General features: G+C 52.7%; 11 protein-coding genes. 10 read left to right on the top strand and 1 reads right to left on the bottom strand.

Translation table 11 applies throughout. From position 1 onward, the window contains the following. Nucleotides 1-36: 36 nt before the first annotated feature. The 6 genes from SBL51_RS12755 (at nucleotide 37) to SBL51_RS12730 (ending at nucleotide 6,503) form a co-directional block, all read left to right on the top strand. Nucleotides 37-828 carry a 2OG-Fe(II) oxygenase gene (locus SBL51_RS12755; protein ID WP_317931350.1) on the top strand — a complete coding sequence of 264 codons (792 nt, stop codon included), beginning with the start codon at nucleotides 37-39 and terminating at the stop codon, nucleotides 826-828. Continuing rightward, nucleotides 829-1,758, top strand: coding sequence for a sulfotransferase (locus SBL51_RS12750; RefSeq protein WP_317931349.1), 930 nt, complete (start codon nucleotides 829-831; stop codon nucleotides 1,756-1,758). Between the two features lie 22 nt (nucleotides 1,759-1,780). Next, entirely contained in the window at nucleotides 1,781-3,112 is a 1,332-nt protein-coding gene (locus SBL51_RS12745; protein WP_317931348.1) for an oligosaccharide flippase family protein, read from the top strand. Between the two features lie 99 nt (nucleotides 3,113-3,211). Beyond that, on the top strand, nucleotides 3,212-3,424 hold the full coding sequence (locus SBL51_RS12740) for a hypothetical protein (RefSeq protein WP_317931347.1): 213 nt from the start codon (nucleotides 3,212-3,214) through the stop codon (nucleotides 3,422-3,424). Further along, nucleotides 3,414-4,877, top strand: coding sequence for a GMC family oxidoreductase (locus SBL51_RS12735; protein WP_317931346.1), 1,464 nt, complete (start codon nucleotides 3,414-3,416; stop codon nucleotides 4,875-4,877). The genes SBL51_RS12740 and SBL51_RS12735 overlap by 11 nt, the downstream gene beginning before the upstream one ends. A 147-nt stretch (nucleotides 4,878-5,024) precedes the next feature. Continuing rightward, a complete protein-coding gene (locus SBL51_RS12730) occupies nucleotides 5,025-6,503 on the top strand; it encodes an O-antigen ligase family protein (RefSeq protein ID WP_317931345.1) in 1,479 nt (492 codons plus the stop codon). Between the two features lie 57 nt (nucleotides 6,504-6,560). Here the strand turns inward: SBL51_RS12730 and SBL51_RS12725 are convergent, their stop codons facing one another. Further along, entirely contained in the window at nucleotides 6,561-6,851 is a 291-nt protein-coding gene (locus tag SBL51_RS12725; protein ID WP_317931344.1) for an antibiotic biosynthesis monooxygenase, read from the bottom strand. Nucleotides 6,852-7,269: 418 nt separating this feature from the next. Between SBL51_RS12725 and SBL51_RS12720 the strand changes: the two genes are divergently transcribed. The 4 genes from SBL51_RS12720 to SBL51_RS12705 all read left to right on the top strand — a co-directional run bounded on the left by SBL51_RS12720 (nucleotide 7,270) and on the right by SBL51_RS12705 (nucleotide 12,079). Beyond that, nucleotides 7,270-8,442, top strand: a complete 1,173-nt coding sequence (locus tag SBL51_RS12720) for a D-alanine--D-alanine ligase (RefSeq protein WP_317931343.1) — start codon at nucleotides 7,270-7,272, stop codon at nucleotides 8,440-8,442. 16 nt (nucleotides 8,443-8,458) lie between these two features. Further along, nucleotides 8,459-10,273, top strand: a complete 1,815-nt coding sequence (locus SBL51_RS12715; protein WP_317931342.1) for a lysophospholipid acyltransferase family protein — start codon at nucleotides 8,459-8,461, stop codon at nucleotides 10,271-10,273. Beyond that, the gene (locus SBL51_RS12710; protein WP_317931341.1) at nucleotides 10,257-10,754 is read left to right on the top strand and encodes a DinB family protein; all 498 of its coding nucleotides are present in this window, start codon (nucleotides 10,257-10,259) and stop codon (nucleotides 10,752-10,754) included. The genes SBL51_RS12715 and SBL51_RS12710 overlap by 17 nt, the downstream gene beginning before the upstream one ends. A 116-nt stretch (nucleotides 10,755-10,870) precedes the next feature. Continuing rightward, nucleotides 10,871-12,079 carry an alanine--glyoxylate aminotransferase family protein gene (locus tag SBL51_RS12705; protein WP_317931340.1) on the top strand — a complete coding sequence of 403 codons (1,209 nt, stop codon included), beginning with the start codon at nucleotides 10,871-10,873 and terminating at the stop codon, nucleotides 12,077-12,079. Nucleotides 12,080-12,121: the final 42 nt, after the last annotated feature.

Genomic DNA, 12,121 nt, shown 5'->3' with positions numbered 1-12,121 from the left:
AATCGCATACGGCACTCCAACCGTAGAGGTGAAATTATGTTAACTATGGATCGTTACAATAACATGCTGCCGTACGATACTCTGACAGCATTAGCTCGAGATGAAGCAGAGAACTATCAGAATGCGCAACCATGCCGACATGGTGTTTACGATGGCATATTTGATGAGAAAATACTGGATGCCATTCTTGAAGAGATAGAGTCAGTAGAAAATAATTGGACTAGTTTTGAAACGGAATATGAAAAGAAGTTTCAATTTAACCGCGATCAGGATCTGCCGCCAATTACTCGTGCTTTTTTTCATAATTTGAATTCAGAACCATTTCTGCGGTTTCTCTCTGAACTAACTGGGATAAAAGGATTAATTCCGGACCCATATATGAAGGGGGGGGGCATTCATAAAATTCCCCGCGGGGGGAAATTGGGTGTTCACGTAGATTTCAATCTCCATCGTGAACTGGATGCTTACCGCCGAATCAATGTCATTATTTACTTAAATAAAAACTGGAAAGAAGAGTACGGTGGCCACTTTCAGTTGTGGCGCGAAGCTAAGAGTGGTTGCGAGAAAAAGGTGCTGCCCATCTTTAATCGTATGGCTATTTTCAGTACTACAAATACCAGTTTTCACGGTCATCCTGAGCCACTTAATTGCCCTGAGGATCGCAGCCGCCGTTCTTTGGCCCTCTATTACTACACTTCGAAGGATCCCGGTGAACAGTCACTGAAAAAACACAGTACTGTCTTCCTGGATGAGGATGGCCGGCGTGATGAATTGGGTAAACGAACCTTTGCTGATAAGGTGAAAAACAAAATAGGAAAAGTTTTTTAAATGGAAAAACGTTGGCCTGATTTCTTTGTAGTGGGTGCCATGAAGGCAGGGACAACCACCTTGCATGATCATTTGGCCTCGAATTCCCATGTTTTCATGGTGCGTCCAAAGGAGCCGGGGTATTTTAGCCAGCCGGATGTCTATGCCCGCGGTGATGAGTGGTATCTATCGCTCTTCGCGAATGCAGGTCAAGAGCAGTGTTGGGGTGATGGGTCGACTTGCTATTCGCGGTGGCCCACCTACCCTGATGTGCCGGCCAGAATACATGCGCGTAACCCGAATGCTAAGTTTATCTATGTTGTGCGTGATCCCGTTAAACGAGCCTATTCGCACTACCGCCATCGCATGGAGGAAGTTGCCATGCATGGCGGTGAGTTTATGACATTTAGTCAGGCCATTGAGCGCGACGAAGAGATGATGATGGCTGGTAGATATGCTGATCAGCTTCAGCGTTTCCTTGAGTTCTTTCCTCTTGATCGCTTTTACATTTTTGACTTTCAGCAGATGGTGGCCAATCCACAGGCGGTGCTGACTGAGGTGTTTAATTTCCTGGGCGTCCCCTTGGAGGGTTCAGGGGCAATAGAAAGTAAGACCAGTAACCAAGCCGGAGAGGTTCTCGTTCGACGACGCATCAATAATTCGATTAAGTCCTTTAGAAGATTGCCTGTGGTAAAACAGGTGTTCGACTTGATGTCCCCGGACATGCGTAAAGGGCTCTCGAACTTTGCATCCAAAACTGCCCAGGCTTCTCCCTTTGGGAAGAGAATTGCAAAGGATTTCCTGGAGGAGATTAAACCTCCAACTGCAGCAGAGATTGAATTTCTAAGTAACTACTACGCAGCAGCAAACTCTGAGTTCACAGCATTGACCGGATGTTCCACTGCCAGTTGGACGGCGCCAAGCGACCTTTCGGTCGCTGTGGGTAAGTAAGATCACTCTAAGAAAATCCAATATGTTGTCTCGTTTGTTGAAGTCGAATTTAGTCTGGCTGCTACTGAGTATTGGTGGCGGGCAGTTTATTCGTTTGCTGGGAAATTTGGTGCTTACCCGCTTGTTGGTGCCAGAGATGTTTGGTCTGATGGCATTGGTGAACTCATTTATTATGGGCTTGGCGATGTTCTCGGATGTGGGGATCCGTGGCTCAATTATCAACAATTCCAATTCCCATAAGGCGGAGTTCTACAACACTGCCTGGACGTTACAGATAATTCGGGGCGGACTCCTTTATTTCATTGTGTTGATATTTGCGTTTCCGCTGAGCAAATTTTACGACATTGAGCAGTTGCCCGCGCTGTTGGCCGTGGCGGGGTCGGTGGCACTGTTGCACGGCTTAATGCCGACCAAAATGTTCTGGCAGATGAAGGAGCTGAATCTTAGACGCTTGTCGATGATTGAAATCGGCTCGCAAGTATTGGGTATGTTTTTCCTGATTGGGCTGTCGTGGTATTTTCGCAGCGTCTGGGCCCTGGTCTTTGGTAGTCTGATCACCGTGATGATTGCCCTGTTGATGAACTCAACACTCATCCCGGGAGCTTGTAATCGACTGCACTGGAATAAACAATATTTCCACGAGATCTTCCGCTATGGGCGTTGGATTCTACTCTCCTCTGGGAGTATGTTTCTGATCCTGCAAGGGGATCGGTTGGTCATGGGTAAGTACTTTAGCCTTGAGCTATTGGGTATTTACAGTATCGCCATTAATTTTTCGATGCTGATCAACGACACCGGAGAGAAGGTGGCCAGTAAGTATCTGTTTCCCCACTACCGTAAAATTGTTGAGCGCGGGCCAGAGGCTATTCACCGGATTCGAGGTTTTCGCAACAAGGGTATGTTGCTCGGTACTCTAGGGTGCCTGCCATTAATGCTGGGTGGTCAGTGGTTGGTGGAGTTTCTCTACAAAGATAACTACCATGACGCGGGCTGGATGCTGCAAATTCTTACCTTATCGGCAATTTTCAGGTTGCTGGATACAACGCTTCGGCCACTTTTTTTGGCGAATGCCAACTCCTTCGACTCCATGGTCTATCAGATAATCAAAGCTGTGATCTATATGGGCTCGATGATTTTACTGGTGGACTACCTGGGAATAGAAGGGCTGATTTTGGCGATTGTTCTGGCGCCATTACTCAATTTGGTGGTGCTCCATATTATGATGAAAAAATATGGTTTCAAATGGCACTTCGATGATGTGCCATTTATATTGTTTGTGTTGGCCATTGCCTATCTTGGCTGGAGTTTCATGGGGGTTAATCCGTTGGAGCTGATGTCGAAATTCAGTGCTTAGTCTGTAGTGCGGCCCTGGCTCTGGAACATAGCTTGGGGCGGCGGACTAAGCCGGTGTGTTTTAAGGAATAAAACTATTAACAAGCAAAGAGGGGTAGTTATGCAAAGGACTAAGCGCCGTCTGCTCAAACTGTTTGGATTATTGCCTGTTGTATCCGTGCCTGCAGCAACCCTTGCTGCGAGTGGTTCTGGTGCGGGAGGTCGTTATCGAGTACAGGCTCTTACCACCACAGACGAATATCTGGCAGTGGAGGGTTGGGTTGTATCCAAAGCCGAGCTGCGTGCCTTGGAGGAGTTGCCCGATGTTAATTGATCTGAACCAGGGCCTGCCCGAGCAATTGGATATAACGGCCTATGATGCTGTGATTGCTGGCGCTGGTCCGGTTGGTATCAGCCTGGCGATGCGCCTCGCGAAGTACGGCAAGCGGGTTGCGTTGCTGGAAGGTGGTGCCAAAGAGTTCTCCTCAGAATCCCAAGACATCTATACTCCCGCTAATCCAGATGAACGTGCCGGGACACTCTGTTTTGCCCGTCTGCGCTATTTGGGTGGCACCTCCAACCATTGGGCCGGCCGTTGCCGGCCCAATGACCCCTACGACTTTGAGCAAAAATCAGAGTTTTATACAGAAACCGGCTGGCCAATCTCCTATGAGGAGTTTATGCGTTATCTGCCAGATGCGCGTGAGATGGTAGAGCTGGGGCGAGATCAACCGTTTGCGCCTCGTCCGGGTACGGTTGCTGTGGCTGGGGAGTTCTTTCCTGATAAATTTCTGCACAGTCCTCCGACGCGTTTTAATAGTCGCTATTCAGAGCAACTGGCCGCATCAGAAAATATCGATTTGTTCATTAATGCCAACCTGGTCGACGCCCAGTTAAATGATGGTCTGGCCGAGGTCAGCCATTACGTTGTCAAAAACTATGATCAGCAGAGTTTCAATTTCGAAGCAAAGAACTTCGTGGTTGCACTTGGAGCCATCGAAAATGCGCGCCTGCTACTCAATTTTGACAGCCAGGTGGAAGGTGGCATAGGCAGTGCTGGTGGTTATCTGGGGCGCTGTTTTATGGAACATATTAATGTCAATATGGCCACCTTTATTCCCAACACTTCCGCTTGGGAAGACGTCGACCGAATGGCCTACTACACCGATTTTGATTTCTGTCGCAGTAATAAAATTGGTAGCTCTAATTTAGCACTTACCTATAGCGGTACTAGTAGAGTCTCTGGCCGCGCACGGGCATTCAAGCGCTATCTGGTCGATAAGGCCTGCGCCTGGGGCAAACAGGATACGCTGGCGAACTTCTTTGATTTTACCTGCCCAACAGAGGGTGTGATTACCACGTTGACCGAGCAGTTCCCCGATAAGCGTAACGGTCTGACGCTATCCGAAGAGCGTGATCAGCTGGGCCTGCGCAGAGTGGAGATGGCTTGGGATCTGTACGAAACAGACAAACGCACTATTCGCACCATTGCCCAGAAATTCGCTGTGCAGGCCACTGAAGCGGGCCTCGGTCGTTTCAATCTGCCAGACTATATTTTGGATGAGAATGTCGATATCCGGTTTGGTGGTCACGCTCACCATTTAGGCACCACTCGCATGGCCGCCGACCCGAGCAATGGTGTGGTTAATACGGATTGCCAGGTGTTTGGTACTAATAACCTTTATGTGGCAGGATGCAGCGTTTTTCCTCGTGGTGGAGCCAATAATCCCACAATGCCTGCTATTCAGTTGGCTTTGCGTTTGGGTGATCACCTGGCGACCGTATAAATTGTTCAGGCAATAGTGAATGCGTCGAGCCTTCGACGTTGGGCGCATTCGACAACCGTGATCAATTTGTGTTTTGCCAATGAGTGCAATTGTCTTTAAGATTTCCTGACATCCACCTCGGTCGCCCTATCCCTTATGATTGTCATCATGACTTTAGTTTACGCCACCGTGCCGGTGATCATGGTGGCGTATCTTCTACATCTGTTTTACAAGATGGAGGAGGTGAGTGTATGGCTTAAATGCTGGCTGATAATTGTTGCTGTTGCCACACTTACCGGCAGTATGTGGCTTATTTACCTGGCTATTATTTTTGTCGGCATGAACTTGATTCCCAAAGATCGGGATTCAAGAATATTCTACTTTATTGCACTGCTCTGCACGCTTCCAAAACTCCCCTTTCAAATACCGTTTCCGGGAATTAATTACATAGTTACGATGGAGTTCCAGGTTGCAACATCACTGGTGTTGTTACTGCCAATCTACATTCAACTTTGGCGGGAAGGCGTAACCAAATCGCTGCTCGATAAGCTTGTTTTTGTCTTTGTTTTTTACTGCATGGTGATGGATTTTCGTAACGACACCTCTATTACCCAGACGATGCGTGGGGTTGTGATCTATTTTCTGACGCAATGGTTGCTGTACTGGCCCATTGCCAATAACCGAGGTGATTTGAAGAAATTTCTACAGGGCTTCTTTCTGGTCGGTACAGCGTTGGCTTTTGAGGCGATTGTTGAGTGGGGCGTGGTCTGGAAAACCTACGTTACTATTATTCAGCATATTGATGCGGTAACTATACCTCGAAACCAGATGGCCTACTATTTCCGTGGTCTGGGACTAAGGATTTCCAGCTCCTGGTTGGGGCCGATACCATTTGGCATGTTCATGTCCTCTATTGCAGTGATTGCCGTCTATATGCACCAGATAGGCTTTAGAAAACATTGGACTCGATTTGGCTTTGCCGGGGCGGCGTTAGCTGCCACGCTCTTCACCGATTCGCGTGGTGCTCTGTTGGTGTTTATCGTTTCTATGTACGCCAGCCTCTACTTTTTAAAAGCAAATAAAGGTTGGAAGACCACGTTTAAGGTATTAACGGTGTTGGGTGTTATTGTCGTTCTGACCAACTTGGATACCTTCTACAAAATAGACACTTCCGGCACGTTCCAATACCGGGCCGATTTGATCACCTATTCCATGGATGCATTCCACAGCGCACCAATATTTGGTGATGTGCATTTTCGTGAAAACCCCGTACTAATCGCCAATATGACTCAGGGGCAGGGTATTGTCGACATAGTGAATCACTACTTGAAGGTGCTGTTGCAGTATGGGCTGATTGGCTTGGGGCTCTATGTGACTATCTGGATTGTTACAATTGCGAGTGTCGCCAAGCGCGCCTCTCTTTTGCAGTCGCTCGGTGATGACCGATATCAAGCGGGTGCTTTGCTGGTTTCCCTGCTTGTGGGTATAGCCGTGGTTATCTATACCACCAGCCTGATGGGATACCTGCAGGAGTACATCTTCATCCTCATGGCCTTAGCGTCGGCCTATCTTAAAAATACGGCCGACGTGACATCGGCCGCTGGGGCGCCCAGTGGCGCACAACCTCACATGAAAACAGCGGGCTAGCAGGCACCGCTGCTGGGTGAGCAGGCTCTGGTGCTGAACTCACCCAACTGCCTCGTGCTATACCACCTGCTCAAATCCCTCAAATTGCGGTGGGCCTAAATAGATACCCTTGCTGCCGCCGGCGTTGGCGTGGGCCTGGCGGAAGGCTTCAGATTTGGTCCAGTTGCTGAACGCTTCTGCCGATTCCCAAATGGAGTGCGAGGCAAACAGCGTGTACTCCTCGTTAGTCGCACCCTGCAACAGATGGAACTGTTTAAAGCCGGGTACCTCAGCCAGATAGGTATCGCGGTTCTTCCAGATATCGATAAATTCCTGTTCCTTGCCCAAGGCAATTTTGAAGCGATTCATAGCCACATACATTTTGTTCACCCCTTTTCTATAAAAATTGACCCGCCATATCGGTCCTTGCCAAGCATCGGCACCATTCAGGCTTGAAGTCGTGTTGGTGGGCCATTGTAAAGGGGTTGGTGGTTGCGGTTAAACCATTCTTGTTGGTAACCGATGGTTGGCGTCTGTATCCGAGTGTTTGTCATATTTCCGTAAAGAATCGCGCCTAGGCTAGCAGCGGTTGCCGAAACTGGCTTATCTGCGGGGAGCAGGCTGAAGGATAAATGACAAAAATGTGATTTGTTTAAATCTATGGGCCCTATATTTTCCCGGCCGGCCTGTGGCTAAATATTCGGCAGCGCGGCTGTCAGTCCTCCATGGGTTGTAAGACGAGGGCCAAATGTCTGTCTGGTACAGAGAATAATAATTGTGATGCCCCATGCCTGAATCCATAGCCCATTCCGTTTTGCCATTAAAAGAGACCGACTCGCCCGCCAAAGAGTCCATCGAGGGTGGCGGCCATGTCTCTCCTGGTATGCCGCCACTACGATACAGCAAGCGTCGCCTTTCCCTGTTTGAATTTTGGCCCACCTGGCTGATGTACATTCCGGTGGCGGTGCAGTGGTTATTTTTTGCAGTCTGTTATCGATCGTTAACGCTACCGCTAATAGCTAATCCCAAGCTGCGTTTGTCGGGCATGGTGGGCGTGCCCAAAAGCGAACTCTATGCCCAGGCTCAAGGCCGCTGTGCCGAGTCGATACTCACCTGGTTTACCCATCAAATTAATGAGCAGAGCTGGTTGGTACAAGTGCAGTCTGTGGAGGCGCAAATGGCCTGCCGGGCATTAAGCTACCCGGTGGTTTGTAAGCCGGATGTGGGCTGCCGTGGCGCCGGCGTTAAGCTCATTGGCAATACCCGGCAGTTGCAGTGTTATCTGGCCGCTTATCCGGCCGGGGCCAGCATTATCATTCAGCAGCTGGCCAGCTGCGAACCCGAAGCCGGCGTCTTTTATGTGCGTGAACCAGAGGCCCCACAGGGGGTTATCATTTCGCTGGCGTTGAAATACATGCCGTATGTTGTCGGCGATGGGCGCAGTACCTTGGCTGAGTTGATTGCTAATGATGCTCGAGCCGGGCAGTTACAGCACCTCTATCAGGCGCGCCACCAGCAGCGCTGGCACGAGGTGATTGCCGAAGGCGAGCCATTCCGTTTGGTGTTTGCCGCCACCCACAGCAAGGGGGCGATCTTCAAAGATGCCAACCACTACATTACGCCGGCATTAACGCACGCATTGAATGCCATCCTGCTGGATCTGCCGGAATTTCACTACGGCCGGCTGGATATAAAATTCCCCGACATTGAAAGCCTGCAGGCGGGTGAGGGTATTGAAATTATCGAGATCAATACCGCCAGCTCTGAGTCGCTGCATATCTGGGACAGTGATACACCACTCTCCGAAGCCATGCGCGCGCTGCTGTTCCAATACCGCACGCTATTCCGTTTGGGTGCCAAAAATCGGCGCCGCGGATTCTCTCCTCCAGGTCTGAAACTGCTCCTGCAACACTGGCGGGCAGAGCGGCGATTGCAGCAGTTTTACCCGGAAACCGATTAACCCAGCGGTGGCAAAAATGAATAGGCCGCTAACCCAAGAGCCCTGCACCATGGTTACCAACGACGACTACAATCCGTTTCTGCTGCCTTTAAAAAGCCGGCTGCTGGCCAGAGCCGTGGAGGCTCTGCTCGGCTTGTCGCCACTGGCGAGGCGCTACGCCAATCGGCCGGAAGAGGTAAAAGGTCCGGAAAACTTTCTCCCCTTTTTGCGCTACACCATGTCGGTACTGGGTATGAGCATGGCGCCAAAAAACCCCGGCGCGCTAACTGCCATTCCGAGCAGCGGGCCGCTGATTTTTGTGGCCAACCATCCCCTGGGTGGCCTGGAAGGGGTCGCCATGACCGAGCAGCTGCTCGCCGTACGGCCCGATACGCTGGTATTGACCAATGAGCTGCTGACCAAAATTCCCGAGTTGAGCGAGATTTTTATCGGCGTGGATGTGCTCTCCAACAATGCGACGGCGGCGAATGCCAAGGGAATACGGGCGGCGTGCAAACATCTGGGGCAGGGTGGGGCGCTACTCATCTACCCGGCCGGTATGGTCTCGGCCATCAATACGAAAAGCTGGCGGATTGAAGATCGTCCCTGGGACAAACTGGTCGGCCGACTGGCGCAGAAATACAGAGCCTGTTGTGTTCCTTTTTATGTGGAGGGGCGCAACAGTCGGCTCTTCTACCTGGCAGGTCTGGTGCACCCTTTGCTGCGCACCTTGCTGCTACCGCGCGAGCTTACCAACAAGCGCGGCAAGCGTTTCCAACTATTGATTGGCCAGCCAATTGAAGCCGAGGAGCTGGTAGCGTTGGCCGATGACCAGGCGGCAACCCACTATCTGCGCATGGCCTGCGATCTGCTGGGTCAGTCGGCCCAAAGCGACTGCTCCACACCCCACCCGGTGTTGGCGCAATCTTTTGAAGGGGCTCCGGTGGCGGCGGTGGAATTGCGCGCCGCCATTGCCAAGCTGCAGCGCTACCGGCTGTTGCAGCACCGGGGTTTCGCCGTCTACTGCGTACCCTTTACCAGCCTGGGCAAGGTGATGGCGGCCATCGCCTATGCCCGCGAACAGACCTTTCGCGCGGCGGGGGAGGGCACCGGCAAGGCGCTCGATATCGATGAGTTCGACCCCCACTATCAGCACCTCTTCTGCTGGGACGAAGAGCGCGGTGCAATTGTTGGTGGTTACCGTATCGGTCGTACCGATGAGATAGTGGCCGAGCATGGCTTGAAGGGGCTCTACAGTCGCAAGCACTACCGTTTTGACGAGGCCTATCTTGGCAAAATCGGCGCGGCACTGGAGATGGGACGCTCCTTTATCAGCCCCGACTACCAGCGCCACCCGCGGGCCCTCGATATGCTCTGGAAAGGGATTGGCTGCTATGTGGTGAATAACCCCCAGTACCACACCCTGTTTGGTTGTGTGAGCATCTCCAGCGAACACACCGAGCTGGCCCGGGCTTTTTTGTCAGATTCGCTGCTCACCAGCTTTCGGGCCGAGCAGGAGTACTTGATGGATATCCGGCCGGTGGTGCCCCTGCGGGTGAAAGGTAAATTCTGGAGCCGGGAGATGCTCGCCTCGCTCTCCTCGATTGCGGTCATCAATAAACTGCTGGGGCGCTGCGATGCCGGCCGCTCGGTGCCTACCCTGTTACGCCACTACCTGGCTCTCAATGGCCGGTTTGTCTGCTTCTCGGTCAACACCGGTTTTAACGACGCCCTGGATGGGCTGATCATTGTCGACCTGCGCAAAACCCCCGATAAATATTTAAAGCGCTACCTGGGCAAAGAGGGGTGCCGATATTTTCTCTCCCAATGGCAACATGAAAGCGCTGCTTGAGGCCACCCAGGCCAATCTGCAGCAGCTGCGGGCGTTGATTGTCGCTGTGGCTGCGGACGACTACGCTCGCCCTTGTGCCGGCGCTTCGTCTGGCGTTGGCACCCATGTGCGCCATATCCTCGACCACTATCGCGCCCTGCGGGCGGGCCTGGCCAGCGGTTGCGTCGATTACAATTGCCGCAGCCGCGGTAGCGTGATCGAGCAGGAGCCGGCCGCGGCATTAAGCCAGTTAACCCAGCTACAGGCCTGGCTGGCTGAGGGTGTTTGGCAGGAGGAGCCGCTAGAGATTGAAACCGAAATTTCAGTGGCGGCCAGCGTCAATTTGCGCCTGGCCTCCAGCTTAAGCCGTGAACTCTGTTACCTGATCAACCACACCGTTCACCACCTGGCCTACAGTCGCTTGGTAGCGGCCCAGCTGGGCTATGAGCTCGATACCCGGCTTGGGCTGGCGCCGGCCACGGCTACTTTTCTAAGGCAATAAACCACAGAGCGTGGCTATTGATCAGGTTATGGTAAGGCTGTGATGAAGGGGGCTTTGGTTCGCTGGAAATTTCATTACAATGGCAGGCTTTTCCAGCCCCCCTGCGAGTTCCCATCATGCCTTTAAACCCCCCAGCCATTGACTCCCTCCACGATATCCTACCCGAAGAGCCGCTCCTGATGATGGGTGCCGGCCCCGTGCCTATTCCGGAGCCGGTGGCGGCGGCCAACGGTATTGTGATCAACCACCTGGGTGAGACCATGGCGCGGGTATTGGACCAGGTGAAGCGCATGGGGCGCTACATCTTCCAGACCGAAACACCTTGGATTATGGGGGTGGCCGGCCCCGGATCCGCCGCTATGGAGATGGCGGTGATCAATCTGGTGACGCCCGGCTGTCGGGTGCTCAGCATCTGTAACGGCTTTTTCTCCCATCGCCTCTCTGAGATGGCCTCGCGTGTAGGAGGCAATGTTGAGCGCTGGACCGTACCCGATGGCCAGAGTGCCGACCCGGAGCAAATTGTCGAGGTGATCAAACGCTTTCGCCCGCAGGTGCTAACCATGGTGCAGGGCGAGACCTCCAACACCACCTTTAACCACCGCCTGCCAGAGATCGCCAAGGTGGCCTCCGAGCACGACTGCCTGGTGGTGGTCGATGCCGTCTGTACACTCAGTACCATGCCACTGAAGATGGATGAGTGGCAGGTGGATGCGGTCATCACCGGTGGCCAGAAGGGGTTGAGCTGTATACCCGGCGTGTCGCTGGTGGCCTTCTCCGAGAAGGCCTGGGCCCACATTGAGAACCGTTCACAGCCAGTTGCCCACTGGACGCTTGATGCCAAACTGGCTGCCAACTTCTGGCACAAAGCCTCCTACCACTACACGGCGCCGGTCTCCGGCTTGTTGGCGCTGCACGAGGCTATGCGCCTGGTGTGCGACGAAACCCTCGCCCGGCGCTACGAACGCCATCGGGTCTGCTCTCAGGCGTTGCAGGCCGGTATCGAGCGGCTGGGGCTGGAGCTCTACGTGCCCAAGGCGGCCCGGCTTAACTCGGTGGTGGGCATTCGCCTGCCGGAGAATATGCCGGCGGCGACAGTCTGTGGCCATATCTCCAAACACTATCGGGTGGAGATCGCCGGCTCCTTTGGCCCGCCAATTGTTCGCATTGGCCAGATGGGCGAACAGTGCCGGGTACACAACCTGTTCCGTACCCTGCACGCCCTGGGCTCCACCTTTAAAGATTTGGGGGTGGCGGTGGAAGTGCCGGCGGCCATGGCGGAGCTGGAAAACGCTTTGCAGCGGCAAAAACGGGGCAGTGAGCTCTAAGGCTCCCGTCCAATAACCTGAAGCTCAGACAAGGAGTGCGGC

The organism is Halioxenophilus sp. WMMB6 (assembly GCF_033283405.1).
In the GTDB taxonomy this organism is placed as follows: Bacteria; Pseudomonadota; Gammaproteobacteria; order Pseudomonadales; family Cellvibrionaceae; genus Halioxenophilus.
This window is presented reverse-complemented; position numbering and strand designations above follow the sequence as displayed.

Bases quoted from the DNA above. Each gene is read 5' to 3' on its own strand.
- SBL51_RS12755 (WP_317931350.1), top strand. From the start codon at position 37: ATGTTAACTATGGATCGTTACAATAACATGCTGCCGTACGATACTCTG.
- SBL51_RS12750 (WP_317931349.1), top strand. From the start codon at position 829: ATGGAAAAACGTTGGCCTGATTTCTTTGTAGTGGGTGCCATGAAGGCA.
- SBL51_RS12745 (WP_317931348.1), top strand. From the start codon at position 1,781: ATGTTGTCTCGTTTGTTGAAGTCGAATTTAGTCTGGCTGCTACTGAGT.
- SBL51_RS12740 (WP_317931347.1), top strand. From the start codon at position 3,212: ATGCAAAGGACTAAGCGCCGTCTGCTCAAACTGTTTGGATTATTGCCT.
- SBL51_RS12735 (WP_317931346.1), top strand. From the start codon at position 3,414: ATGTTAATTGATCTGAACCAGGGCCTGCCCGAGCAATTGGATATAACG.
- SBL51_RS12730 (WP_317931345.1), top strand. From the start codon at position 5,025: ATGACTTTAGTTTACGCCACCGTGCCGGTGATCATGGTGGCGTATCTT.
- SBL51_RS12725 (WP_317931344.1), bottom strand. From the start codon at position 6,851: ATGAATCGCTTCAAAATTGCCTTGGGCAAGGAACAGGAATTTATCGAT.
- SBL51_RS12720 (WP_317931343.1), top strand. From the start codon at position 7,270: ATGCCTGAATCCATAGCCCATTCCGTTTTGCCATTAAAAGAGACCGAC.
- SBL51_RS12715 (WP_317931342.1), top strand. From the start codon at position 8,459: ATGAATAGGCCGCTAACCCAAGAGCCCTGCACCATGGTTACCAACGAC.
- SBL51_RS12710 (WP_317931341.1), top strand. From the start codon at position 10,257: ATGAAAGCGCTGCTTGAGGCCACCCAGGCCAATCTGCAGCAGCTGCGG.
- SBL51_RS12705 (WP_317931340.1), top strand. From the start codon at position 10,871: ATGCCTTTAAACCCCCCAGCCATTGACTCCCTCCACGATATCCTACCC.